This window comes from Streptomyces sp. NPDC004721 (assembly GCF_053601495.1).
The window spans coordinates 23,553-46,563 of sequence record NZ_JBSGBZ010000031.1; the positions used below are offsets into that span (position 1 = coordinate 23,553).

General features: G+C 72.5%; 21 protein-coding genes and 1 pseudogene. 16 read left to right on the top strand and 6 right to left on the bottom strand.

Annotated features, from left to right (window positions below; all coding sequences use genetic code 11):
* Positions 1-67: 67 nt before the first annotated feature.
* Positions 68-1,723, bottom strand: coding sequence for an alkaline phosphatase family protein (locus ACWEK3_RS26295; RefSeq protein ID WP_453250716.1), 1,656 nt, complete (start codon positions 1,721-1,723; stop codon positions 68-70).
* Positions 1,724-2,111: 388 nt separating this feature from the next.
* On the opposite strand from ACWEK3_RS26295, the gene ACWEK3_RS26300 reads away from it, so the two are divergent.
* The 6 genes from ACWEK3_RS26300 (at position 2,112) to ACWEK3_RS26325 (ending at position 7,225) form a co-directional block, all read left to right on the top strand.
* Positions 2,112-4,007 (top strand): ATP-binding cassette domain-containing protein, encoded by a 1,896-nt coding sequence (locus ACWEK3_RS26300; RefSeq protein WP_450542073.1) that lies wholly within the window; start codon positions 2,112-2,114, stop codon positions 4,005-4,007.
* A 137-nt stretch (positions 4,008-4,144) separates the two neighbouring features.
* Positions 4,145-4,510, top strand: a complete 366-nt coding sequence (locus ACWEK3_RS26305; protein WP_376548905.1) for a DsrE family protein — start codon at positions 4,145-4,147, stop codon at positions 4,508-4,510.
* 80 nt (positions 4,511-4,590) lie between these two features.
* Positions 4,591-4,977 carry a hypothetical protein gene (locus ACWEK3_RS26310; protein ID WP_453066645.1) on the top strand — a complete coding sequence of 129 codons (387 nt, stop codon included), beginning with the start codon at positions 4,591-4,593 and terminating at the stop codon, positions 4,975-4,977.
* A gap of 62 nt (positions 4,978-5,039) precedes the next feature.
* The gene (locus tag ACWEK3_RS26315; protein WP_365418669.1) at positions 5,040-5,522 is read left to right on the top strand and encodes a hypothetical protein; all 483 of its coding nucleotides are present in this window, start codon (positions 5,040-5,042) and stop codon (positions 5,520-5,522) included.
* 81 nt (positions 5,523-5,603) lie between these two features.
* Positions 5,604-6,368: a DsbA family protein gene (locus ACWEK3_RS26320; protein ID WP_453250717.1), complete on the top strand. Its 765-nt coding sequence runs from the start codon at positions 5,604-5,606 to the stop codon at positions 6,366-6,368.
* Complete coding sequence (locus tag ACWEK3_RS26325) at positions 6,365-7,225, top strand: cytochrome c biogenesis CcdA family protein (RefSeq protein ID WP_450542078.1); 861 nt, start codon at positions 6,365-6,367, stop codon at positions 7,223-7,225. The genes ACWEK3_RS26320 and ACWEK3_RS26325 overlap by 4 nt, the downstream gene beginning before the upstream one ends.
* A gap of 280 nt (positions 7,226-7,505) precedes the next feature.
* Here the strand turns inward: ACWEK3_RS26325 and ACWEK3_RS26330 are convergent.
* A pseudogene (locus ACWEK3_RS26330) lies at positions 7,506-7,727 on the bottom strand (restriction endonuclease); the annotation flags it as partial.
* Between the two features lie 371 nt (positions 7,728-8,098).
* Here ACWEK3_RS26330 and ACWEK3_RS26335 point away from each other — a divergent pair.
* On the top strand, positions 8,099-8,431 hold the full coding sequence (locus tag ACWEK3_RS26335; protein ID WP_376548896.1) for a putative quinol monooxygenase: 333 nt from the start codon (positions 8,099-8,101) through the stop codon (positions 8,429-8,431).
* A gap of 51 nt (positions 8,432-8,482) precedes the next feature.
* Here the strand turns inward: ACWEK3_RS26335 and ACWEK3_RS26340 are convergent, their stop codons facing one another.
* Entirely contained in the window at positions 8,483-10,330 is a 1,848-nt protein-coding gene (locus tag ACWEK3_RS26340; RefSeq protein ID WP_453250718.1) for an exo-alpha-sialidase, read from the bottom strand.
* 285 nt (positions 10,331-10,615) lie between these two features.
* On the opposite strand from ACWEK3_RS26340, the gene ACWEK3_RS26345 reads away from it, so the two are divergent.
* On the top strand, positions 10,616-11,494 hold the full coding sequence (locus tag ACWEK3_RS26345; protein WP_453250719.1) for an endonuclease/exonuclease/phosphatase family protein: 879 nt from the start codon (positions 10,616-10,618) through the stop codon (positions 11,492-11,494).
* Positions 11,495-11,562: 68 nt separating this feature from the next.
* Here ACWEK3_RS26345 and ACWEK3_RS26350 read toward each other — a convergent pair whose 3' ends face one another.
* Positions 11,563-11,880 (bottom strand): PucR family transcriptional regulator, encoded by a 318-nt coding sequence (locus ACWEK3_RS26350; RefSeq protein WP_450542083.1) that lies wholly within the window; start codon positions 11,878-11,880, stop codon positions 11,563-11,565.
* Positions 11,881-12,493: 613 nt separating this feature from the next.
* On the opposite strand from ACWEK3_RS26350, the gene ACWEK3_RS26355 reads away from it, so the two are divergent.
* Positions 12,494-13,309: an IclR family transcriptional regulator gene (locus tag ACWEK3_RS26355; protein ID WP_361419668.1), complete on the top strand. Its 816-nt coding sequence runs from the start codon at positions 12,494-12,496 to the stop codon at positions 13,307-13,309.
* 42 nt (positions 13,310-13,351) lie between these two features.
* Here ACWEK3_RS26355 and ACWEK3_RS26360 read toward each other — a convergent pair whose 3' ends face one another.
* Positions 13,352-14,560, bottom strand: a complete 1,209-nt coding sequence (locus tag ACWEK3_RS26360; RefSeq protein WP_453250720.1) for a cytochrome P450 — start codon at positions 14,558-14,560, stop codon at positions 13,352-13,354.
* A 263-nt stretch (positions 14,561-14,823) separates the two neighbouring features.
* On the opposite strand from ACWEK3_RS26360, the gene ACWEK3_RS26365 reads away from it, so the two are divergent.
* On the top strand, positions 14,824-15,777 hold the full coding sequence (locus ACWEK3_RS26365; protein ID WP_453250721.1) for a PDR/VanB family oxidoreductase: 954 nt from the start codon (positions 14,824-14,826) through the stop codon (positions 15,775-15,777).
* Positions 15,778-15,788: 11 nt separating this feature from the next.
* Here the strand turns inward: ACWEK3_RS26365 and ACWEK3_RS26370 are convergent, their stop codons facing one another.
* The gene (locus tag ACWEK3_RS26370; protein ID WP_450542089.1) at positions 15,789-16,511 is read right to left on the bottom strand and encodes a CBS domain-containing protein; all 723 of its coding nucleotides are present in this window, start codon (positions 16,509-16,511) and stop codon (positions 15,789-15,791) included.
* A 320-nt stretch (positions 16,512-16,831) separates the two neighbouring features.
* Between ACWEK3_RS26370 and ACWEK3_RS26375 the strand changes: the two genes are divergently transcribed.
* The 6 genes from ACWEK3_RS26375 to ACWEK3_RS26400 are packed head-to-tail and all read left to right on the top strand — an operon-like array spanning position 16,832 to position 22,985.
* Positions 16,832-17,731 carry an ABC transporter substrate-binding protein gene (locus ACWEK3_RS26375; RefSeq protein WP_450542091.1) on the top strand — a complete coding sequence of 300 codons (900 nt, stop codon included), beginning with the start codon at positions 16,832-16,834 and terminating at the stop codon, positions 17,729-17,731.
* A complete protein-coding gene (locus ACWEK3_RS26380) occupies positions 17,728-18,687 on the top strand; it encodes an amino acid ABC transporter permease (RefSeq protein ID WP_453250722.1) in 960 nt (319 codons plus the stop codon). Before ACWEK3_RS26375 ends, ACWEK3_RS26380 begins: the two co-directional genes overlap by 4 nt.
* Positions 18,688-18,695: 8 nt before the next feature.
* Positions 18,696-19,451 (top strand): amino acid ABC transporter ATP-binding protein, encoded by a 756-nt coding sequence (locus tag ACWEK3_RS26385; RefSeq protein WP_450542159.1) that lies wholly within the window; start codon positions 18,696-18,698, stop codon positions 19,449-19,451.
* Positions 19,448-20,215, top strand: coding sequence for a hypothetical protein (locus ACWEK3_RS26390; RefSeq protein ID WP_453250723.1), 768 nt, complete (start codon positions 19,448-19,450; stop codon positions 20,213-20,215). The genes ACWEK3_RS26385 and ACWEK3_RS26390 overlap by 4 nt, the downstream gene beginning before the upstream one ends.
* Positions 20,212-21,291: a histidinol-phosphate transaminase gene (locus ACWEK3_RS26395; protein ID WP_453250724.1), complete on the top strand. Its 1,080-nt coding sequence runs from the start codon at positions 20,212-20,214 to the stop codon at positions 21,289-21,291. The genes ACWEK3_RS26390 and ACWEK3_RS26395 overlap by 4 nt, the downstream gene beginning before the upstream one ends.
* Positions 21,292-21,323: 32 nt before the next feature.
* Positions 21,324-22,985 carry an HAL/PAL/TAL family ammonia-lyase gene (locus ACWEK3_RS26400; protein ID WP_453250725.1) on the top strand — a complete coding sequence of 554 codons (1,662 nt, stop codon included), beginning with the start codon at positions 21,324-21,326 and terminating at the stop codon, positions 22,983-22,985.
* Positions 22,986-23,011: the final 26 nt, after the last annotated feature.

Sequence of the window (23,011 nt, forward strand, 5' to 3'; positions counted from 1 at the left end):
CCGAACCGCCCGCCGCAGCCGACCGAAACCGGCGCCCTGCTGCTCCTGGCCGCCTGGCAGGCTGCGGCTACGGGGTTCTGCGGCCACCCGCGGCCACGGCCGGGGACAGGTCGTTGACGAGCGCGTCGCGGGTGGCGACGGGCTTGAGTCCGTAGCTGCGTTCGACGGTGGCGATGATGGAGGTGGTGTCGTAGACGGTGTGGTCGACGGCCGAGCGCGGCAGCGAGCGGGAGATGATCAGTGCGGGGATGCGGGTGCCCGGGCCCCAGGTGTCATGGGCGCCGCGCGTGGGCGAGCCCGGTCCGGGGGGCGGCAGATGGTCCCACTGGCCGCCGAACTCGTCGTAGGTGACGACCACGAGCGTGTTGCCGGCCTGCGGGCCCTCCGTCACCGCCTTGAGCAGGTCGACGAGGTGGTCGCTGCCGTCCGCTTCGCTGGCGTAGCCGGGGTGTTCGTTCTCGGCGCCGTAGGGCTTGACGAAGCTGACGGCCGGCAGCGTGCCGGTCCTGGCCGCGCGCAGGAACTCCGTCTCGTCGCGCAGGTGGCTGCGCCCCGGCGTGCCGGGGGCGTAGTCGGCGAAGTAGTTGAACGGCTGGTGATGGTACTGGAAGAGCGGTCCGGGGTGCCCGGCCTCCGCGTCGTTCCAGCCGCCGGAGTACCAGTTCCAGGAGACGCCGGCGGCGGTGAGCCGGTCGCCGATGTTGGGGTACTTCGCGTCGTCGATCAGCGGGATCCGGGCGCCGCTGCCGTACGGTGCGCTGGCCGGCTGCACCGTGTTGACGGCCAGGTTGCCGCAGGCGTGCGCGTAGTCGGCCGGGTCACCGTCCGGGCAGGCGGTGGTCAGTGCACCGTCCGCCACCGGGCCGGTCGCCTTGTACAGCGGGTAGGAGGCGGGCATGCCGTTGCCGTCGAGGACCGTGTTCTTCGCGCCGGACGCTCCGGCGCTGGTGTCCTCCGGCGCCCGCGCGGCGATCAGGTACTGGTGGTTGAGGAAGGAGCCGCCGAACGCGCCCTGGAAGAAGTGGTCGGCCAGAACGTAGCGCGGGGCGCCCGGCGCGTGCAGGTAGCGGTGGACCGGCAGTGACGCGGTGTCGTAGTGGCCCATGGTGAGGCCGACCGCGTCGGAGGCGGTGACGTAGCGGTCCTGCCGGCCGCCGTCGATGGCGTACCGGTTCTGGTAGAAGCGGTGCACCAGGTCCCGGGTGCAGCCGCCGGGCAGGGCACCCGGGGAGTCCTTGACCACACCGTTGTCCGCGCGGACTCCGGGCGCGGGGCAGGTGCGGTCCTGCGGTCCGATGTGGTCGTCGATCGTGAACGGCTCGTTGGTGAACGCGCTCGCCTCCACCCCGTGGGCGGTGTCGCTACAGGTCGACTCCAGGGGCGGGCTGGTCAGGTTCACGTCGTTCTGGAGCAGGCAGCGATACGGCGTGCCGTCCTGGGCGCGTTGCGTGCGCTGCTGGGCGGTGGCCTGGGCCAGGCCCTCGACCTGCCGGCCGCCGACCGGTCCCCAGGTGCCGTAGAGGTTGTCGAAGGAGTGGTTCTCCTCGTAGATCACGACCAGGTGCTTGTAGCCGCCGGGCAGCGTGTGCGGCGCGGACTGCGCCGGTGCGGCGCCCGAGGCCGCCGAGGGCGTCATGGCCAGGATCAGGGCGGCCGTCGTACCGGCCGCGACAGCGGGCAGTCGGCGTCTGGCAGGCGGCCGGGGTCGTGTGCTGCGTCCCATAAGGCTCTCCAGCGGTGGTTGACGACATGTCAGTGTCCGGCGCCGGCATGCCTCGGGCAACCCGAGGCAGCCGGCGCGGAGAAAGGTAGTGGGTCGATGCGTCTTCCGGCAGGGGGCGCGCTCAGCCGTAGGCCTACGGCGGCCCGGTAGGTAGTGAGGACCGGGGCCGTACCCTGGGAAAACCCACGTGTCCCAGGCGTCTCGGGCATCGGCGTTTCGGCCACCCTGCCACCGCTCGGCGGCGGCTCCACTGCGGCGACAGCGCGAGCGAGCCCTTGCTCCGCAAGGGGCCCACCGCGTCCGGAATCGAGCGTGTTCGAATCTCCCGGCACCTCGTTGTACCGGGCACTGCCGAGCCATCCAGGCGCGGTGCGAGCCCCAAGGAGGGATGCAGGTGACGGTGACTGACGCCTCGACCGCGAACGGGAAGACACCTCCCCCGCCACCGCCGGCCACGATCACCTTCGAGGGCAAGCACGGCAGGAACCCGCTGGCGGAGGCCGGTTTCGGCGCCATGTGCCGCCGGCTTCCCGCCGTGCTCGGGCACACCGCGCGCATGGCCTGGTCCGTCGACAGGACCGGCGTCGTCCTCCTCCTGGCCTGCCAGCTCCTCACGGGCGCCACGGCCGCGCTCGTCCTCGCGTTCACCGCGCAGGCCATGACCCACATCCTCGGCACGGGCACCGTGTCCGAACGCCTGCACGGCGCGCTGCCCGCGCTGATCGTGGTGATGGCCGCCGCGGGCCTCGGCCGGATCAGCAGCGCCCTGTCCTCCTATGCCGACGGGCGGATCACACCGCTGCTGATGACCGAGGCGGACATCGCGCTCGTCGCCGCCGTGTGCCGGGTCGAGGCGTCGGCGTACGGCGAGAACGGCTTCGCCGACCGGCAGGAGGCCGCCGAGGTCGGTGTCACCCGGACCCGGTTCATGGTGCAGGACAGCCAGCGGTTCACGGCCGCCCTGATCCGCATGATCGCGGCGAGCGGTGTCATCACCGCCCTGCACCCGCTGATGCTGCCGCTGCTCCTGCTGGCCGTCGTCCCGGCCGGCGTCGGCGCCGTACTGTCGGCACGCGTCGACTACGAGACCCACTACCTCAACGTCGGCGACCGCAACGTGCGCTCCATGATGCGCTGGTGGGCCACCTACTCGCGCTTCGGGGACGAGGTCCGCGCCAACGGCATGACCGGCTACCTGGTCTACTGGTACCGCGCACTGTCCGACCGCATCGACCAGCGCACCCTCACCGCCGCGCCCCGCATGCTGCGCATCGTGCTGGCGAGCAGCGCCCTGGGCGGCGTGTTCCTGCTCGGCACCTGGGCCACCCTCGCCTGGCTGGCCACCACCGGTCGTGTCGCCCTCCCGGTCGCGGCCACCGCCGTGGTCGCCGTGCAGACCACGCTGGCCGCGCTCTCGCAGTTCGTCGTCAACGGCGCCGCCATGTTCCACACCTCGCTCTACCTCGCCGACATGCGGTCCTTCCTCGACATGGCCCGCGAACGCGCCCCCAGGCGCGGTGAACTGACCATCCCCGAACGCGTGGACGAGATCCGGCTCGACGAAGTCGTCTACCGGTACCCGGGCAAGGACGAACCGGCGGTCAACGGTGTGTCGCTCACCCTGCGCCGCGGCCAGATCCTCGCCGTCGTCGGCGAGAACGGCTCCGGCAAGTCCACCCTGGCCAAGCTCATCACCGGCATCCTCCTCGCGGACAAGGGCCGCGTCCTGTGGGACGGCACCGACCTCGCCGACGCCGACCCCGACGCCGTATGGCGGCGCACCGCCCTCGTCCCCCAGAACTTCGCCTGCTGGCCCCTGCGCACCCGCGAGAACATCACCCTCGGCCAGCCCCGCACCCACGACGACGGACCGGTCTGGGAAGCGGTCGAGGCCGTCGGCATGCGAGAGGCGGTCGAAAAACTGCCCCAGCAGCTCGACACCCTCCTCGCCAAGGAGCTGTGGGGCGGTGCCGAACTGTCCGGCGGCCAGTGGCAGCGCCTGGTCTGCGGACGGGCGCTGTACCGGCAGACACCGCTGCTGATCCTGGACGAGCCGACCTCGCAGATGGACCCGCGGGGCGAGCACGGCATCTTCGGGAAGATCAAGGCCATCGCCGGCGAACGCATCACCATCGTCGTCACGCACCGCCTGGAGAACACCAGGATCGCCGACCACGTCGTGGTCATGGAGGAGGGCCGCATCACCGAGCAGGGCCCGTACGACGAACTCGTGCAGGCGAACGGGGTCTTCGCGGACCTGCTGCGCCTGTCCCAGGACCGCTGACACCAGCCGGCACGACGGCGGCACGGCCCGCCCGCGGTCAGGCCTGTGCACGGCCGCGGGTTCCTGTTTCCGGTGGGATCGGGCCGCGCCGCGCGGGCCCCCGGTCGAGGTGCCGTCCGGTGTGCGAGGGTGACCCCATGAAAGCCGAGAACGCCGAGGCAGCCGAGGCCGGTTTCCCCGCTCCCGTCCGTGTCGTCGTGGCGGCTCCTCAACCGGACCGCGTGGTGCGCGCGGTGACGAACCTGGTGGCGGCGGCGGATCGGCCCGTCGAGGTCGAGGTCGTCGTCCACGGCGCCGGACTGGACCTCGTGCTGGGGGAAGAGGCGGGCGAACAGGTCACCCGGCTGCTGGAGACCGGGGCGCGGGTCCTCGCCTGCGCCAACAGTCTCTCGGGGCGCGGACTGACCGCCGACACCCTCGTGGCCGGCGTGGGGGTCGTACCGGCCGCCGTGTGGCACCTGGCGCTCCGTCAGCACGAGGGGTGGGCCCTGGTCCCGCTGTGATGACGCGCCCGGTCCCGGCTTCGATACGCCCGGGGGTACCTGGGCTATGGTGTCGGGACCGACGAAGTGGAGGAACGGCGATGCGTCGCAGGCGGCACGGTGCCATGGGCGCCGGCCTCGCGCTGCTCGTCCTGCTGGCCGCGCTGTTCTGCGCCACGACCGCCTCCCCGCCCGCGTTCCGGGCGGCGTCCTCCTCCACCGCGGCCGACCCGCACGTGGCACCGTGTCCCGAGACGCTGGACGACGCCGGTCACGGCGCGCCCGCCGCCGCGGGAAACGGGCCCTGCCTGAAGAAGGCGCAGCCGGAGCAACAGCACCCGCGGTTCGGTGCGCTGCTCGCCCGTGCCCTGCCGGCGCACGCCGACGACACGGCACCGGCGTGGACGTCCGCGCACCGGGACGTCCGGCGCCACGGACCGGAACCGTCTCCTCCCGACCTCACCGAACTCTCCGTACGACGGGTGTAGGCCCGCGCGCCGTGTCCGCGCGTCCCTGTCACCCCGTACGACCGGAGAGTCATCCGTTGTCCGTGTCCCGCTCCCCCCGTGCGGCGTGGGCCGCCCTGCGCTGCTGGCCCCGACGCCGCTGGGCCGCTGTCGCGGCGGCCACGCCGTTGGCGGTCCTCGTCCTGGGCGTGCCCACCGCCCTCGTCCCGACCCCGCTGTTCTCCCGCTCGGTGCCGCCGGTGTGGTGGAACTACCCGATGCTGCTCCTCACCGCCGTGCTGTCGGCCGTGGTGCTCGCCACCTATGTGCGAACCGGGCCCGTCGCGGGCCGTGACGACGCGACCGGACGTTCACTCGGGTCGGCCGGCGCGGTGCTGTCCTTCCTCGCGGTCGGCTGCCCCGTCTGCAACAAGGCGGCCCTGCTTCTGCTGGGGGCCTCCGGCGCGCTGAGTTACTGGGCCCCCCTGCAACCCGCGGTCGCGGTGCTCGCCCTCGTCCTGCTGGCCGAGGCCGCGCTGCGGCGCCTGGCCACCGAGGCGGCCTGCCCCGTGCGGCCCGTCGCCTGACCCCTGTCCTTCCCCTCTCCATCCAGTCTCCTTCTCCTCTACGCCCCTCTCCTTCGCACACTTCACTTTCGGAGGTGTCCCATGCCTTCCTCCCCTCGTGCCCACCGTCGCCGTCTGACCTGGATCGCCGTGGGCGGCGGTGCGGCCGCCGCCGTCGCCGTGGCCGCCGCCCTCGGCGGCGGTTCCGGGGACTCCGTGTCCCGGGACCGGCCGGCCGCCGCCGTCCCGCCGTCCGCCGCCGTGTCGCCGTCCGTCGCCGGAGCCACCCCCGACGAACAGCAGAAGTCGCTGCTCGCCCTGGCCCGCAGGGACCAGAAGGACCCACTGGCCCTGGGCCGCGCCGACGCGCCCGTCGTACTGATCGCCTACGAGGACTTCCAGTGCCCCTTCTGCGGCAAGTTCGCGCGGGAGACCAAGCCGGAACTCGTCCGGTCGTACGTGGACAAGGGCCTGCTGCGCATCGAGTGGCGGAACTTCCCCGTGTTCGGCGCCGAATCGGAGCGCGTCGCCCGCGCCTCCTGGGCCGCTGGACAGCAGGGGCGGTTCTGGCAGTTCCACGACGTCGCCTACGCCAAGGAGCGCCCGCGCAACAAGGGCGCCTTCTCCTCCTCCCGGCTTCGCGAGATGGCCCGCGAGGCGGGCGTCGCCGACCTCGACCGCTTCGAGGCCGACCTGAAGTCCCAGGCCGCCGAGGCGTCGGTGAGCAGGGACCAGGAGGAGGGATACGCGCTGGGGGTGTCCAGCACGCCCGCCTTCCTCGTCAACTCCACACCCGTCCTCGGCGCGCAGCCGCTGAGCACGTTCACCGCCGCCGTCGAGAAGGCCGCGAAGGAAGCCGGGCGATGAGCGGGATCACCGCCGCGACCGCCTTCCTCGGCGGCCTGCTGGCACTGCTCAGCCCGTGCAGTGCGCTGCTGCTGCCGGCGTTCTTCGCCTACTCCTTCACCGGCCGCACCCGACTGTCGCTGCGTACCGCCGTCTTCTACGCGGGGCTGTGCACCACGCTGGTGCCGCTCGGTGTGGCCGGCTCCTTCGCCAGCCGCCTGTTCTACGGCCACCGCGAGCTGCTGGTCCTGCTCGGCGGCTGGACGATGATCGCACTGGGACTGGCGCAGATCCTGGGCCTCGGCTTCGGCTCCCGCCGTCTTCAGCAGGCGGCGGGCACCCGCAGGACCGGGTCCGCCGTGTCCGTCTTCGCCCTGGGCGCCGTCTACGGACTGGCGGGCTTCTGCGCCGGTCCCATCCTCGGCGGCATCCTCACCGTCGCGGCGCTCGACGGCAGCCCGCTCCACGGCGGGCTCCTGCTGGCCGTCTACGCGCTGGGCATGGCCGTGCCGCTGTTCGTCCTGGCGCTGCTGTGGGACCGCTGGGACCTCGGGCGCCGGCGCTGGCTGCGGGGGCGCGCGCTGCGGTGGGGACCGCTGACCGTGCACACCACCTCGCTGGCCGGCGGGATCCTCTTCGTCCTGCTGGGCGTCGTGTTCCTGCTCTTCGACGGCACCTCGGCACTGCCCTCCCTCCTCGACATCGACACCGAGGCGGCCTGGGAGAGCGGCGCGAGGCGGCTCGGCGAGGCCGTCCCGGACCGGGCTCTCCTGCTGGTGCTGGCCCTGGCCGGCGCCGGTACGGCGGCGGTGGCCGTGCTGCGGCTTCGCCGGCTCCCGCGCGGGGAGGGCGGAGAAGGCACCGACTCCGCCGCCTGACCGGCCGGAAGATGCCCCGTGTGCCGTGCGCGGACGGGGCATCCCGCCGGTGTCCCGTCCGCGCACGGCACACGCGACTCCCGTCAGTCGTGGTCCGGGCGCAGCCGGCGGTTGGTTCCGGACCGGCCGATGTCCAGGTCCAGGAACGAGGTCGACGCGGTGCCGCCGTTCCAGAAGCCGAGCAGATCGACGTCGACGAGGCACAGTCGGTGTCTTGCCGCGAACTCGCGGCCGGCCGGGTGAAGACGCAGGAGGCGACGAAGACCGGGACGTCGGCTCGGTGCTCGGCTCGCGCGGCGCCGTTGAAGGTCTGGAGGTCACGGCTGCCGACGGTGCGGTGCTTGGCGTACCGCTTGCACTGGATGACGACGCGGCGGCCGTCGGGCAAGCGGCCGGTCACGTCCGCGCCCAGATCGCCGGCGCCGCCGACCCGCCGGACGTCGGTGCAGCCGTCCCGGCGGCACAGTTCGGCGACGTACTCCTCGAACTGCCGGTCGTCCATCGCCCACACCGCGTCCAGCGACCGGCGCGCCTGCCGCCGCGCCTCCTCGGCGAGTCGGGTCCTCTCCGCCTGTGCCTCGCGTCACCCGGCCCGTACCAGGCCCGTGACGACGGCCGCGGCCACGACGGCGGTCAACGCCACCAGCAGCGCGATCCCCATCCGGTTCCGTCCCCTCCCCCTTGCGGCGGCGCACCGCCGCACCCCCGGGCGGTGTGTTCCCCGTCGGCTACGATCTTCACAGCCTGACGTGTCCGACCTGTCACGGCTACGGCCGTGTTCAGCCGATCCACCGCACCTCTGAGGCGCCGGTCGCGCGCGGGACCGCGCAGCGGGCGGCGCGGCTGCGCGCAGAGAACCAATGAGGGAGACCGATGATCTTCATCACCGCCAAGTTCCGTGTCCGCCCCGAGTACGCCGACCAGTGGCCGCGGATCGCCGCCGAGTTCACCGCGGCCACCCGCGCCGAGCCGGGCTGCCTGTGGTTCGACTGGTCCCGCAGCGTCGAGGACCCGACGGAGTACGTCCTGGTCGAGGCCTTCCGCGACGACGAGGCGGGGGCGGCCCACGTGCAGTCGGAGCACTTCAGGGCCGCGCAGCGGACCCTGCCGCCCCATCTCGCCGAGACGCCTCGGATCGTCAACACGACCCTGGCGCAGGACGACTGGTCGCTGCTGGGCGAGATGGCCGTCTCCGGACAGGAATGACCCATCGCCTCGCGGGAGTTCTCCCGCGAGGCGGTTCGACGAGGGGGCGGGTCAGCCCAGTTCGACGCGCTCGCCGGTGTGCCTGACCACGGTGACGGTGTCGTCCGAGGTCGAGGTCCACTCGGTCACCGGTGTGAAGTGCCCCGCGTCCAGGTCCTCCTGTGAGACGACGTGGTACGGGAAGGCGCACGTGTAGGAGGCGTGGGCCGCGAGGCCGCGCCACCGGCAGTTGCGTGAGTCGGCCGCCGGGTCGAGGTCCTTGAGGTTCCCGCTCGGCACCACCGTGGTGGCCGCGTCGGACAGGTTGGTGACGGTGTAGGTGAAGACCAGCCTGTCACTGGCCTGGTAGCCGTCGTTCCGCGGGTTGGTGAGCGTGCCGCCGGTCACCTGGATGCGGCCCGGTGTGTTCTCGTCGGCCGTCTTCGGCACCTCGACGGTGAAGGAACCCCGGGAGGTGCGCCCCTTGGTGTCCGTGAGCGTGGCGGTCACGGGGTAGGTGCCCCCGGTCGCGTCCTCGGGGACGGTGAGGTCGACGGTGACGGTCTTGGAGGAGCCGGGGGGGATCCGGTCCGGCGGCGTCAGTTCGTACGTCCAGCCCGCCGGCACCCCGAGGGTGAGGTCCTTCACCTGGAGGGCCGACCCGCTCTGGTTCGCCACCGTGAGATCGAAGGCCGCCGTGCCGCCGCGTTCGACCGTGAGGTTCTCGGCCGTGAGCGGCGCGGCAACGCCCTGGAGCCAGGCGAGGTTGAACCGGGCGAAGCGGATGCCGCCGTTGCCGCCGTCGGGCTCGTAGAGCAGGCCGACGTTGCCGTCGGGCAGGGTCGCCAGGGTCGAGTAGGCCATGCCGTCCGGCTGGAAGACCCGGGCGACCGGCCACGTCTCGCCGTCGTCGAAGCTCATCCGGACGATGCCGTTGGCCCGTTGGCTGGTGGAGCCCGCGTTGGAGAACAGCAGCACCTTGGCGCGGTCCGACCCCTGCGGCGCGTTGGGGAAGGCGCGGGCGATGGAGGCGTTGTTCGCCGGGTCGGGCAGTTCCCGGTCGACGGTCACCTTGCCGTAGGTGACGCCGCCGTCGTCGGAGATCGCGACCTTGCGGTATCCGGAGCGGCCGGAGTCGCGGGAGTTGAGCATGACGCGGCCGTCGGAGAGCTCCACGGTCTTGTTCTCGTCCATGCCCGAGCCGACCGGTTCGCCGGCCTTCCAGGTCCTGCCGTGGTCGTCGGAGTACACGGACACGGCCTGGAAGACACCGGCGCCGTTGATGATCGTGTACTGCTGGAGCAGCCGCCCGGCGTACTTGCCGTACTTCAGCTGGATGCCCTGGCCCGACGCGGCGAACCGGGAGCGCCAGCCGAGGTCGGCGGTGACGTCCGAGGTGATGACCTCGTGCTGCCAGGTGAGGCCGTCGTCGTGGGAGACGCTGACCTCGGCGTGGAGCACGTTGCGGTCCTGGGGGTCGACGCCGGGCCGGGACCCGCCGAAGCCCTGGTCGAAGGACTTCACGTGGAAGTTGAAGATGTCGCCGGTGGAGCGGTCGACGAGGTAACTGGGGTCCGAGTAGCCCTCGATGGGCGCTTCCCGCTTGCCCCCGTGGACGATCGTCTGCTCCCCCCACGTGGCGCCGTCGTCGGTGGAGCGGCGCTGCAGGATGGAGTTGGGGCCGGGGGCGTCGATCGCGGTGGGCCGGCCGTCGTAGGCGGCGAGGATGTCACCGCGGTTGGTGACGGCCAGCGCCGGGATGCGGTAGTTCGGGAAGCCCTCGCCGTTGGCCGCGAGTTGCTGCTCCGCGTAGAAGGGCTTGCCGGCCTGAGGGGGCGTGGCATCGAAGTCCGGTGCCTGCTTGGTGGCCGCGGTCGCGGGCACGCCGCCCGCCAGTGCCACGACGGTGGAGAGCCCCACCAGACCTGCTCCCCATCGGAGCCTTCGCCGGAAGTGAGACATCGCTGTCCTATCGCTCAGAACGGCAGGGCGTCTGCCGTCGACGCGGATCATATGATGTCTGACGTCTGACGTGAACCCCTTCAGTTCTCTGTGCTGTGCCACGACGGAACACGGCTCGCCACGGCGCTGAATCCCCGTCAGGTACTCGCCGGAGACGGTCTCGACGTGGGCGGCATCGTCAACCACACTCGTCACAAAGGCTGTTGTGTGACTCTCCAAGACGACGGTGAAGGGATCGACGGTATGAAGCCCACGTTCCGACGTCCTGTCCGGCGCGGCCTCGCCGCCGTGCTAGCCGCCACCGCCGCGCTCGCCATGGCGGCACCGGCGACGGCCGCGGACGCCGGCACCGCCGGGTCCCGCGCACCCGCGGTGCCGCTGCGGGTGGCGACCTACAACATCCACGCCGGGGCCGGCGAGGACGAGGTCTTCGACCTCGACCGCACCGCACGGGCGATACGCGATCTGCACGCCGACGTGGTCGGCCTCCAGGAGGTCGACGTCCACTGGGGCGCCCGCAGCGACTTCGCCGACGAGGCCCGGGCGCTGGCGGAGAAGCTGGGCATGCGGGTGTTCTTCGCACCGATCTACGACATGGACCCGGCCACCCCGGGCGCGGACCGCCGCCAGTTCGGCGTCGCCGTGCTGAGTCGCCACCCGGTGCTCGAGGCCGAGAACCACGAGATCACCCGGCTCTCCACCCAGACGCCCGATCCGGTGCCGGCCCCGGCGCCCGGCTTCGCCGAGGTGACGCTCAACGTCAGGGGATCGCACGTGCACGTCTACGACACGCACCTGGACTACCGGGCCGACCCGTCCGTCCGCAGGGCCCAGGTCGGGGACATGCTCGACGTGCTCGCCGCCGACCGCGGCCCGAAGATCCTGGTCGGGGACTTCAACACCGGGGCGAACGCTCCGGAGTTGGCACCGCTGTGGCAGCGGCTCAGGGACGCCGCCCCGGACGGCGGCGGGACGTACCCGGCCGTCCGTCCGCAAAAGCGCATCGACTTCGTGACCGTCTCCCCCGACATCACCGTGGCCCGCGCCCGAGAGATCGCCACGGAGGCGTCCGACCACCGCCCCGTGGTCGCGGACCTGGAGCTGCACCGGCGCGGCCGCTGAACATTCACGCCAGCGCCGGCGTCCACGACGCGCCGGCCCGTCTCACCCGCCCCAACGCGACGCGGGCGTCACTCCGGTGCCGGCTGCACCGCGCGGCAGGCCATCTGGAGGGCGAGTCGGTGGCCGGGATCGTCCAGGTCCACGCCGAGCCGGTCCCGCACCTGTCGCAGCCGGGCGGTCACGGTGTTGCGGTGGATCCCCAGGGCACGTGCCGTGGCCGTCGACGAACCGCCGTTCTCCAGGAAGACCCGCAAGGTGGTCAGGAGGTGGGCGTGGTCCGCGTCGCGCAGCGGCGCGAGCGCGGTCTCGGCGAAGGCCTGAGTGATGTCGGACTGCTGCCAGGTGGCCAGCAGCCGGGCGACCTCGAGTTCGTCGGTGAGCTCCACGGACGGACGGAACTCCCGGACGCCCGCCAGGCGCGCGGCGTTGCGGACTTAGGTGAGCGTGTCCGCGAGCCCGCCCGGCCCCTGGTGCAGCCAGCCGATGCCGGCCACCGGCCGTCACCGCCCGGGCAGTTCGGCGAGTGCCCTGCGGACCTCGCGCAGCAGCAGCCGGGCCTCGTCCGGCGCGGGTTGGCGGACGCTGCTGGTCCACAGGGCCCAGCCGCCATCGCGTTCGGCGACGGCGTGCGCGGCGACGCCGTGCCGGGCGAGGGCCGCGTTGGGCGGCCTCGCCCGCTGACCGACGGGAACGGGATCGCCCGAACTGCACGCTCACCTTCCGGTGTCCACGGCTCCGGTGTCCACGGCGATCCGGCCGGCGGCGGTGGCCGCCGAAGCGTGGGCCGCGACCCGTGCGGGAGCGGTCGCCGCGGTGCGGGCACGGAGTTCGCGACACGGCGAGAGGCGTTCTCACGGGGCGAGAACGAGGTGTGCGCGAGAGCCCTCGATACGGCACGGTCGAGGTCTCGTGCGAGGCGGGGACGATCGTTTACGCTGACGCCCCCGCCGCTCCGCACGGCGACCGCTGACGCCCCATGGGCAGGCCGAGGAGGGCTTCATGACAAAAGTGGTCCCTTGCGGTGCGGGCGACGCGGGTGGTGCGGGCCGGTCCGGGGTGTCACCAGGCGTCTCGTTCCAGCGCGGCCTCAACGTGCTGATCAGCGTGGCCGAGTCGGGTGAGGCCCGGGTCGAGAAGATCGCCGCCGACGCCGGGATCCCGGTGAGCACCGTCTACCGGTATCTGCGCACCCTGCGCGAGCTGGACCTGGTGGAGGAGCGCGCGGGCACCTACGCTCCCGGCTGGCGGCTGCTGGAGATCTCCGGTCAGCATCTGACCCACACCCGCCTGGTCGAGTTGGGTCACGGGCTGCTCCAGGAGCTGACGGACGCGACGGGCGAGACGGCCGTGCTGACCGTGCGGGTCGGCACACGGGCCATGTGTCTGCGGCAGACCCAGTCGCCCCACCCGATCCGGATGGCGTTCCGGATCAACCAGTTGCTGCCGCTCTACGCGGGAGCGGGCCAGCGCCTGCTGCTGGCCCATGCGCCGCGTGCCGTGATCGACCACGTGCTGGAGCAGCCGCTGCGCGGCATCACCGCCCGCACCCTGGGACGCGCCCAGCTGGCCACCGAGATCGACCGGGTCCGCCAGAGCGGTTTCCTGGTCACCAGGGGCGAGTTGAGCGAGGGCGCGGTGGCGGTGGCGGTACCCGTCGTGGCGGGGGGCGAGGTGCTGTGCGCGCTGACCGTGGCCGGGCCCGAGAACCGGTGCGGCTCGGCCTGGCGCCGGCACGCCCAGAGCAGGCTGCGGGCGGCCGGCCGACAGCTCGGCGAGCTGCTGGAGCACCGGGCCGCGCCGCTGCCCATCGGGTGAACGCCGGCCGCGGGCACCCGCCGGACGGTCCCCCGCGGCTCCTCAGGCCGGGGTGACCCGGACCGGCAGGCGCGTCCAGCCCCGCAGTGTGTTGTGCAGGAACGGCACCGGCTCACCCACGAGTTCCACCGTCCGCACCCGCCGGGCCAGTTCGCTGAACAGGACGTCCATCTCCAGCCGGGAGATCGGCTGGCCCACGCACTGGTGGATGCCGATGCCGAACGCCAGGTGCCCGGAGGCGTCCCGCTCGATCCGGTACTCGCCCGCGTCGTCCCCGAACCGGCGCGGATCACGGTTGGCCGCGCCCATGAACAGCGCGATCTTCGTGTCCTCGGCGAGGGGCACCCCGTGGAACGCCGCCTCGCGGGAGGTGGTGCGGAAGAAGGACTGGAAGGGCGACTCGAAGCGCAGCGCCTCGTCGACGGCGAACCGGGCCAGCGCGGGGCTCTCGTGCAGGGCCGCCCATTCGGAGGGGTGGGTGGCCAGGCATTTCATGGTGTTGCCGATGGCCAGTACGGTCGTGTCCAGGCCTGCCGACAGCAGGGCGCGCACCAGCCGGGTCGCCTCGTCCGGGGTGATCACGCCCTGGTCGGCGTACTCCCAGATCTTGGCGCCGAGGCCGTCCGGGGTCAGGTTCTCGCGGGCGCAGTTGCTCATCACCCACTCGACGGTCCCCTCGCCGGCGGCGAAGTACCGTGCGTAGCGGGCGTCTTCGGGGCCGAACGCGGAGAAGTTCATGGCACCGTGCGGCAGCAGGTTCTCCGCTCGCCCTTCGCGGGGTATGCCGACCGCGTTGCCGAACACCTCGATCGGGAACAGCTCGGCCAGTTCGGTGATGGCGTCGAACTCGCGCTGTTCCAGGACCCGGTCCACGAGCCGCACGGCGAACTCATGGAATACGGCACGCAGCACCCGGATGTTGCGGGGGGAGATCACTCCGGCCATCGCGGTGCGCAGCGGGGTGTGCGCGGGCGGGTCCGAGTCGAGGATGCCCGCGGGGCGCCACGGCGGCTCCTGGTGGTAGTTGCGCGGACCGACCCCGGCGCCGGAGATGAAGGTCTCGTGGTCGGCGAGGATCTGCCGGCACTGCTCGAAGCGGGTGAAGGCGTGGACGCCGTACCGCTCCAGCCAGACCGCCGGTCCCGCCTCGCGCATGCGGTCGAACAGCGGGTACGGATCGGTCAGGTTGGCGTCGTCGTAGGGGTCGTCCGGGATGGATGCGACGACGCCGTCGGCGGCGGTGCTGGTCATCAGGCCCCCTCGGGTGGGCGCGGGTGGTGGTCGAGTCGCGGGCCGGCGGTGTGCGCGGGCGTGCCGGACGACGGGCGCCGGGCTGCGCCGCCTCGTGCCGGGCACCGCGCAGGAACGGTAGTTCGGCGGCGGGCGTCCGGGACACGGCTGTTATCGCCTGCTGAGAAAGGCCGTTGCCGCGTGGCGGCCGCGCTCCGCACGATGCGGCGGTCGGTGCGCCTCGAAACGCGCCCCGCACAGGCCGAGTCGGAGACGGAGGAGCCATGTCGGCGCAGCAGTTCGTGACCGTCACGGTCGAGGAGGTGACGACGGAGGCGGCGGGAGTCGTCTCCCTCGTCCTGGCGGCGCGCGACGGCCGGGCCCTGCCGCGGTGGACGCCGGGGGCCCATATCGACGTCGTGCTCTCCCGCGATCTGATCCGGCAGTACTCCCTGTCGTCGGCTCCGGACGAGGCACGCTGGCGGATCGCGGTGCTGCGCGAACCCGGCGGGCGCGGCGGCTCGGTCCACCTGCACGACCGTGTGCGCGCCGGGGACACCCTGCTGGTGAGCACCCCCCGCAACACCTTCCCGCTGGACCTCGGAGCCGACCGCTGCGTCCTCGTCGCGGGAGGAATCGGGATCACGCCGCTGCTGCCGATGGCGGCCGCGCTCGACGAGGCGGGCAAGGACTGGACGCTGCTGTATCTGGGGCGGGCCGCCGCCTCCATGGCGTTCACCGCGGAGCTGGCCCGGTACGGGGACAGGGTGCGGCTCCACCGCGACGACGAGTCGGGCGTCGCCGACATCACGGCGGAGCTCGACAAGCTGGGAGCGGCGGACGCCGGCGTGTACGCGTGCGGTCCGCCCGGACTGCTCACCGCCGTCGAGGACTACGCCAGGACCCGCCCCGGGACCAAGCTCACCGTGGAGCACTTCACCGCCGATCCCGGCGGCGCGCGCCGCGAGGGCGACCGGCCGTTCACGGTGCGGACCCGCGACGGCCGCGAGATCACCGTGGGTGCCCGCCAGTCGATCCTCGACGCGCTGTCGCAGGCGGGCGTGCGGACGCTCAGTTCCTGCCGGGAAGGCGTCTGCGGGACCTGCGAGACGGCGGTTCTCGGGGGCGAGCCGGACCACCGTGACCGGGTGCTCGGCGAGGAGGAACGCGCCGCGGGCGAGACCATGATGATCTGCGTCTCGCGGTGCCTGGGCGAACGCCTGATCCTGGACGTATGACTACCGGCGGCTCACCAGCGGCGTCCGAAGCGGAGCCGGGGCGGTGACAGCACCGACGACAGACCGTGCCCACCGCCCGGCACCGCGCGCACGCCGGCCTCCGCACGAGCCGGACCGCCGCGTACGGCGGGAGGGTCCACGGTGTCGTCCCGATCGAAACCGAGCCGGTTCACCACCTCCACCACGCCGTCGACGCTGTCGCACAGCCGCACGGTGACCGGGATCAGGCTCCTGTGCTCCACCGTGCCGCTGAGTACGACCCGGCCCTCGGCGACCTCGACCGCGAGCGCCGAGGGCCGCAGGCCCAGCGTCCGTACGATGACGTCCTCCAGGATTTCCCGCTGGATCTCGCGGTCCCGGCGCAGGAACAGCCGCACCAGGTCGCTGCGGCTGATCACGCCGATCAGCCGGCCGTCGCCGTCCACCACCGGCAGGCGCTTGACCTTGTGCCGCTCCATCGTCCGTGCGGCACGCACGGCGTGCCAGCCGGGCTCCGCGACGACGGCGGGGCTCGTCATCAGCTCCCCCGCGTTCCTCCCGACGCCTCCGCGGGTCTGCTTGCGGAGCAGGTCCGCCTCGGACACCACTCCGATCGGCCGGTCCTCGTCGTCGACCACCGGGACGGCGGTGATGTCGTACTCGTCGAGGACGCGTGCGATCTCCTTGAACGCCGTGCCCGGTCGCACACTCACGGCGGTGGGGCTCATCAGCTCGCCCACGCTGCGTCGTCTCATCACTCGGCGCCCTTCCTGTCGCCTCCAGTCCACCGCACGCGCCGCCTTGCCGCCGAGGCCGAACAGTCCCTGCCAGGACCCCGAAAGTCCCTTCGTCCCCCGCGTGGTCATCCGTTTCGGCCGATGGCGGATTCTCGCCCGCTGAGAACGGCTCGTTGGCGCCTGCCGGTCGCCGCCCTAGCTTCCAGGCACCGAGCCGCCGTCCCGCGTACCCCGCGCACCGGAGCGCGAACCGGTGGCCGGCCGACAGGGCCCGCGCCGTCCCAGCCGCTTCACCGCGGTACGGGGCCGCGCGCCGAGGACTTCGACAGGAGCCGTCCATGCCTCTTTCCCGCCGTCGGGGCGCGTCCTGTACCGCGCTCGTCATGGCCACCGCCGGCGCCTGCCTGCTGGCCGCCTGCGGCTCCGCCACGAAAGCACCACCGGACCGCGCCGCCGCCGCCACGAACGCGCCGCTGCACTCGCTCATGCGGAACGCGGCGGCCGGAAAGACGACCCTCGACGTCGCCAGCAACATCGAATACCCGCCGTTCGAGTCCTACGCGGCCGACAACACCACAGTGCAGGGCGTCGACCGTGAACTCGCGGACGAATTCGAGAAGTTGCTGGGCGTCAAGCTGGTCTTCCACAACACCGCGTTCGACGCGATCATCCCCGGCCTGGCCGCCGAGCGCTACGACCTGGCGATGTCGGCGATGTCCGACACCGTCGAGCGGCAGAAGCAGGTCGACTTCGTCGACTACCTCCAGGCCGGCGGCGGCATCATGCTGCCCAAGGACAACCCCCGCAAGGTGGCCGCCCTCGACGACCTGTGCGGTCTGAAGGTGGCCATCGACAAGGGGACGACGGAGGTCCAGGACGGTCAGGACCAGATCAAGAAGTGCCGGGCGAACGGCAGGCCCGCGCCCGAGATCTCCATCTTCCCCGGGCAGAACCAGATGGTGCTCGCCCTCCAGAGCGGACGGGCCGACGCGGCCCTGATCGACTCGACCGCGGGCGGCTACGTGGCCGGTCAGACCGGCGCGTTCACGATGCTCCCGCCGTACGAGAGCGGCAGCTTCGGCATCGTCTTCCGCAAGGGCGACACGGCACTCGAGCAGGCGTTCGCCAAGGCACTGGAGCGGCTGGCGCAGGACGGCACCTACCAGAAGATCCTGGCCAAGTACGGCCAGGAGACGGGCACTCTGGACCGCTTCCCCATCAACGGGGTGACGTCATGAGCAGCCCCGCCCCCACCGTCGAGGCCAAGCCGGCCGGGCAGGAGGGCGACCCGGTCGTACCGGCCCGCCACCCTGGGCGCTGGCTCGCCCTGCTGGCCCTCGCCGTGCTCGCCGCGATGGCCCTGCACCTGCTCGTCACGAACGAGCGGCTCGAGTGGCCGGTGGTGTGGCAGTACCTGTTCTCCGAGCCGATCCTCACCGGCGTCGCCCGCACGCTCGAACTCACCGGCATCGCCATGGTGATGGGGCTGGTCATCGGGATCGTGGTCGCGATCGGGCGGCTCTCCCCCAACCCCGTCCTGTCCAAGGTGGCCTGGCTGTACTCGTGGTTCTTCCGCGGGACGCCCCTGCTGGTGCAGTTGCTGTTCTGGTTCTACCTCTCCGCGCTGCTGCCCCGGATCTCGATCGGGATCCCGTTCGGGCCGGAGCTGGCCTCGGCCGGCACCAACAGCCTGATCACGCCGTTCCTCGCGGCCACCCTGGGCCTCGGCCTCAACGAGGGCGCGTACATGAGCGAGATCGTCCGTTCCGGCATCCTCGCCGTGCCGCGCGGCCAGACCGAGGCGGGGCAGGCGATCGGCATGAGCCGGGGCCAGGTGATGCGCCGCGTCGTGCTGCCCCAGGCCATGCGGGTGATCATCCCTCCGACCGGCAACGAGACGATCGGCATGCTGAAGTACACCTCGCTGGTGCTGGTGATCGGCTACGCCGAACTGCTCACCTCCGCGTCGCTGATCTACTCCCGCACCTTCCAGACCATTCCCCTGCTGATCGTCGCGGCGTTGTGGTACCTGACGATCACCGCGGTGCTCTCCGTCGCACAGTACTACGTCGAACGGCACTTCGGGCGCGGCTTCCAGGTCACCTCCTCGCGCCGGACCCGGCCGTCGCGGCTGCTGCGCGCTCGGCCCGCCGCCCCCGTCGAAGCCACCACGTCACTGCGGAGCGCGTCATGAGCGAGCCCATGTTCGAAGCGAGTGACGTGCACAAGTCGTTCGGTCATGTCGAAGTGCTGCGCGGAGTGAGCATGCGGGTCGCCCGGGGGGAGGTCGCCTGCCTGCTCGGTCCCTCCGGTTCGGGCAAGAGCACGTTCCTGCGCTGCATCAACCACCTGGAGAAGCTCGACGCGGGGCGCATGTGGGTCGACGGGGACCTCGTCGGGTACCGCCGCGTCGGTCACCGGCTGCACGAGCTGAACGATCGTGAGGTGGCCCGCCGCCGGGCACGGATCGGCATGGTGTTCCAGCAGTTCAACCTCTTCCCGCACCGCACCGCGCTGGAGAACGTGCTGGAAGGCCCGGTCACCGTCAAGGGCGCGCGCCGGCGGGACGTGCTGGACGAGGCGCACGCTCTGCTGGAACGGGTGGGGATGGCCGACAAGGCGCGGCACTACCCGGGCCAGTTGTCGGGCGGCCAGCAGCAGCGCGTGGCGATAGCCCGGGCGCTGGCCATGCGTCCGGCGCTCATGCTGTTCGACGAGCCCACCTCGGCGCTGGACCCGGAACTCGTCGGCGAGGTGCTGGACGTGATGCGCGACCTGGCCGAGGGCGGCATGACCATGATCGTGGTGACCCATGAGATGGCCTTCGCGCGCGAGGTCGCCGATGTCGCGCACTTCATGTCCGACGGCGTGCTCGTGGAGAGTGGTCCACCCGCCGCGGTGCTGGGCGATCCGCGCCACGAGCGCACCCGTACCTTCCTGTCGAAGGTCCTGGCGTGAGCGCGCGCGGCGGTGGACGCGGAGTCGGCGTCCGGCTGCGGGAGGCGCCCGACGGACGCGCGCGGACGGTCCGGACCACCGGAGAGCGGCGTGTCCGCCGCCGCGGCCAGGACCCGTCCGGCCCCGGCCGGATCCCGCGCCCCCGGCGCGCGGACCCCGGCGCGACGACCGGAACGGACGTCATCCGCAGCCGACGGGTCGCGATGCCTGCCCACGACGGCCTGCTCCCCGGTGGGGTGCTCGCCCGCCACGGCCTGCTCCCCGTCGGGACCCTCACCCGCCAAGGCCTGCTCCCCGTTGAGGTGCCCTCCCGTCATGGCATGCTCCCCGTCGAGGTACGCGCCTCCGACGGCCTGCTCCCCGGTGGGACCGTCACCCGCCAAGACCTGCACCCCGGCGAGGTGCCCTCCCCTCATGGCATGCTCCCCGCCGAGGTACGCGCCTCCGACGGCCTGCTCCCCGGTGGGACCGTCACCCGCCAAGACCTGCACCCCGGCGAGCTGCCCTCCCGTCATGGCATGCTCCCCGTCGAGGTACGCGCCTCCGACGGCCTGCTCCCCGGTGGGACCGTCACCCGCCAAGACCTGCACCCCGGCGAGGTGCCCTCCCCTCATGGCATGCTCCCCGCCGAGGTACGCGCCTCCGACGGCCTGCTCCCCGGCGAGGTACCCGCGCCCGACGAGGCGCCCGTCCGCCACAGCCCGCACCCCGACGAGGCGTTCGTCTGTGGCGGCCTGCACCCCGGTGGGGTGGTGGCCGCATGACGCCGCGCCCCCGTGCGGGAGTTCTGCGTCTGCCCGCCTACGGCGGTGGCCGGGTCGGGGACGAGCCGACGCATCGGCTGGGTTCCAACGAGTCGCCGTTTCCGCCGTCGGCCGCGGTGCGGGCCGCGATCGCGGCCAGTGCCGGTGCCGCCCACCGCTACCCGCCGCTGCGGCCCGCCGAACTCGAAACGCGCCTCGCCGGCCACCTGGGAGTCCGCCCGGAACAGGTACTCACCGGCGGCGGCTCCATCGCCGTACTGGAGCAGTTGGTGCGCGCGTTCGCCGGCCCCGGGGACCGGGTCGCCTACGCGTGGCGCTCCTACGAGACCTACCCGATCCTGGTCGCCGCCGCGGGCGCGACCCCGCTGGAGGTGCCGCTGCGCGACGCGGCGCCCGACCTGTCCGCGGTCGCGGCGGCGCTGACGCCCGCCGTACGCGTGGTCCTCGTCTGCAATCCCAACAACCCGACCTCGACCGTGCTGCCGCCGGGCGCCCTGGCCGCCTTCGTCGCGGCCGTTCCGGAGGACGTGCTGATCGTCGTGGACGAGGCGTACCGCGAGTTCGTGCCGGCGGGCGGATCCGACGACGGGGTGCGGCTTCAGCGGTCGTGTCCGAACGTCGCCGTACTGCGGACCTTCTCCAAGGCCTACGCCCTCGCCGGTCTGCGGGTGGGCTACTGCGTGGCCGACCCCGCGGTGCTCGACGCCGCCGGGCGCGTGGCGCTGCCGTTCACTCTGAGCGCGCCCGCGCTCGCCGCCGCGCTGGCGACCCTGGACGAGCCGGAGCTGACGGCACGTCGGGTACGGTGGCTCACCGCCTCGCGGGACCGGCTCGTCGCGGAGTTGCGCGCGGCGGGCCTGGAGGTGCCGGCGTCCGGGACCAACTTCGTCTGGCTGCCGTTCGGGGACACGAGCCGGGAGTTCCTGCGGCAGTGCACGCTCGCCGGCATCGCCGTGCGCGTGTTCCCCGGTGAGGGCGTGCGGATCACCGTCGGCGACGAGGACGCCAACGCCGCCGTGGCCGCCGCGGCCCGGCGCTGTTCTCACCCCCTGAGAACAGCCGATTGCAGCCCCTGAGACGACACGTAGCCTCTGCGCAGGAGGAACCCATGACCGAGCCAGTGACCTTGGGCGAAGCGCCCGTTTCCCTCGACGATCTCCTCGCCGTCGCACGCGGCGGCCGTCGGGTCGTCGTCGGCGAGAGCGCCGTGAAAGCCATGCGTGCGAGCGAGCAGTGGGTCGACTCGATCGTCGAGGGCATGCGGGCCGGCGAGCCGGTGGAGCCGATCTACAGCGTCAACACCGGCTTCGGTTCGCTGGCCGGACGGCAGGCGTTCGCCACCGCCGAGGACGCCGCCGAGCTGTCCCGCCGGCTGATCGTCTCCAACGCCAGCGGGGTGGGCCGCTATCTGGACCAGGAGGTGGTGCGCGCCGCCATGCTGATCCGGGCCGCGAGCCTGACCCGCGGCCACTCGGCCGTCCGGCCCGAGCTGCCCGAGACCCTCACGCGGATGCTCGCCGCCGGGGTGCACCCGGCGGTCCCCGAATACGGCTCCCTGGGCGCCAGCGGCGACCTGATCCCGCTGGCCCACCTGGCGATCGTGCTGTCGCGTCCGGCCGGCGAGGACGTCGAACTCGACAGCGGCGAGGCCTTCCGGGACGGCGAGATCGTGAGCGGTCTCGAGGCCATGCGCCACGCCGGGATCGAGCGGATCGTGCTGCGCGCGAAGGAGGGCCTCGCCCTGACCAACGGCACGTCGTTCTCCACGGCGCAGGTGGCCCTCGCCCTCGCGGACGCGCGGAACCTGCTCGCCACCGCCGAGATCACCGCGGCGATGTCCATCGAGGCGCTGATGGGCTTCGGGGACGCGTTCCTCCCGCAGATCCACCAGGCCCGCGGGCACCGCGGCCAGATCGAGTCCGCGGCCCGCATCCGGCAGTTGCTCGGCGACAGCGGCCTGATCGACGGCGACGTGGACCGCGACCCGGTGCGGCGGCCGCCGCAGGACGCCTACTCGCTGCGCTGCACACCGCAGGTGCTCGGACCGGTCCGCGACACACTGCGTTTCGTGCACGGCATCGTGGAAACCGAGATCAACGCGGCTACCGACAACCCGCTCGTGTTCCCGGACCTTCCGGCGACTCGTGGCCTCAAGGCGGTCTCGGGCGGCAACTTCCATGCCCAGTACCTCGCGTTCGCCGCGGACTTCCTCGCCATCGCCGTCACTGAGATCGGCAGCATCGCCGAGCGCCGGCTGTTCCGACTCGACGACGGCTCCCTCAACCGCGGGCTGCCGGACATGCTCGTCGCCAGCGAGAAGGTGGGCATGGACTGCGGCTACATGCTGCCGCAGTATCTCGCGGCCGCGCTGGTGTCGGACTGCAAGACGCTGGCCCATCCCGACAGCGTCGACTCGATCCCGACCTGCGCGAACCAGGAGGACCACGTCTCGATGGCGAACAACGCCGGCCGGCACGCCCGGCAGGTGGTCGCCAACATCGAGGCCGTCGTCGGCATCGAGCTGCTGATGGCCGCGCAGGCACTCGAACTGCGCCTGGCCGAACAGGGCGCCGACGCCTCGGTGCTGTCCAGCGCGAGCCGGGCGGTCCTCGAACTCGTACGCACCACCCGGTCCGCCGACGGGCGGGCCATCGACCACATCACGCGGGACGTCGTCCTGTACCCCCGGGTCCGCGCGGCCGTCGACCTGGTGCACAGCGGCTCCGTCGTCGAGGCGGTGCGGGCCGTGCACCCCGAAGGAGCACCCTGACCGCCCGCGGGGCGGTTGTTGGAGCC

Bases quoted from the DNA above. Each gene is read 5' to 3' on its own strand.
- ACWEK3_RS26375 (WP_450542091.1), top strand. From the start codon at position 16,832: ATGCCTCTTTCCCGCCGTCGGGGCGCGTCCTGTACCGCGCTCGTCATG.
- ACWEK3_RS26360 (WP_453250720.1), bottom strand. From the start codon at position 14,560: ATGACCAGCACCGCCGCCGACGGCGTCGTCGCATCCATCCCGGACGAC.
- ACWEK3_RS26400 (WP_453250725.1), top strand. From the start codon at position 21,324: ATGACCGAGCCAGTGACCTTGGGCGAAGCGCCCGTTTCCCTCGACGAT.
- ACWEK3_RS26325 (WP_450542078.1), top strand. From the start codon at position 6,365: ATGAGCGGGATCACCGCCGCGACCGCCTTCCTCGGCGGCCTGCTGGCA.
- ACWEK3_RS26385 (WP_450542159.1), top strand. From the start codon at position 18,696: ATGTTCGAAGCGAGTGACGTGCACAAGTCGTTCGGTCATGTCGAAGTG.
- ACWEK3_RS26370 (WP_450542089.1), bottom strand. From the start codon at position 16,511: ATGAGACGACGCAGCGTGGGCGAGCTGATGAGCCCCACCGCCGTGAGT.
- ACWEK3_RS26295 (WP_453250716.1), bottom strand. From the start codon at position 1,723: ATGGGACGCAGCACACGACCCCGGCCGCCTGCCAGACGCCGACTGCCC.
- ACWEK3_RS26395 (WP_453250724.1), top strand. From the start codon at position 20,212: ATGACGCCGCGCCCCCGTGCGGGAGTTCTGCGTCTGCCCGCCTACGGC.
- ACWEK3_RS26335 (WP_376548896.1), top strand. From the start codon at position 8,099: ATGATCTTCATCACCGCCAAGTTCCGTGTCCGCCCCGAGTACGCCGAC.
- ACWEK3_RS26300 (WP_450542073.1), top strand. From the start codon at position 2,112: ATGCAGGTGACGGTGACTGACGCCTCGACCGCGAACGGGAAGACACCT.
- ACWEK3_RS26355 (WP_361419668.1), top strand. From the start codon at position 12,494: ATGACAAAAGTGGTCCCTTGCGGTGCGGGCGACGCGGGTGGTGCGGGC.
- ACWEK3_RS26310 (WP_453066645.1), top strand. From the start codon at position 4,591: ATGCGTCGCAGGCGGCACGGTGCCATGGGCGCCGGCCTCGCGCTGCTC.
- ACWEK3_RS26380 (WP_453250722.1), top strand. From the start codon at position 17,728: ATGAGCAGCCCCGCCCCCACCGTCGAGGCCAAGCCGGCCGGGCAGGAG.
- ACWEK3_RS26320 (WP_453250717.1), top strand. From the start codon at position 5,604: ATGCCTTCCTCCCCTCGTGCCCACCGTCGCCGTCTGACCTGGATCGCC.
- ACWEK3_RS26305 (WP_376548905.1), top strand. From the start codon at position 4,145: ATGAAAGCCGAGAACGCCGAGGCAGCCGAGGCCGGTTTCCCCGCTCCC.
- ACWEK3_RS26345 (WP_453250719.1), top strand. From the start codon at position 10,616: ATGAAGCCCACGTTCCGACGTCCTGTCCGGCGCGGCCTCGCCGCCGTG.
- ACWEK3_RS26365 (WP_453250721.1), top strand. From the start codon at position 14,824: ATGTCGGCGCAGCAGTTCGTGACCGTCACGGTCGAGGAGGTGACGACG.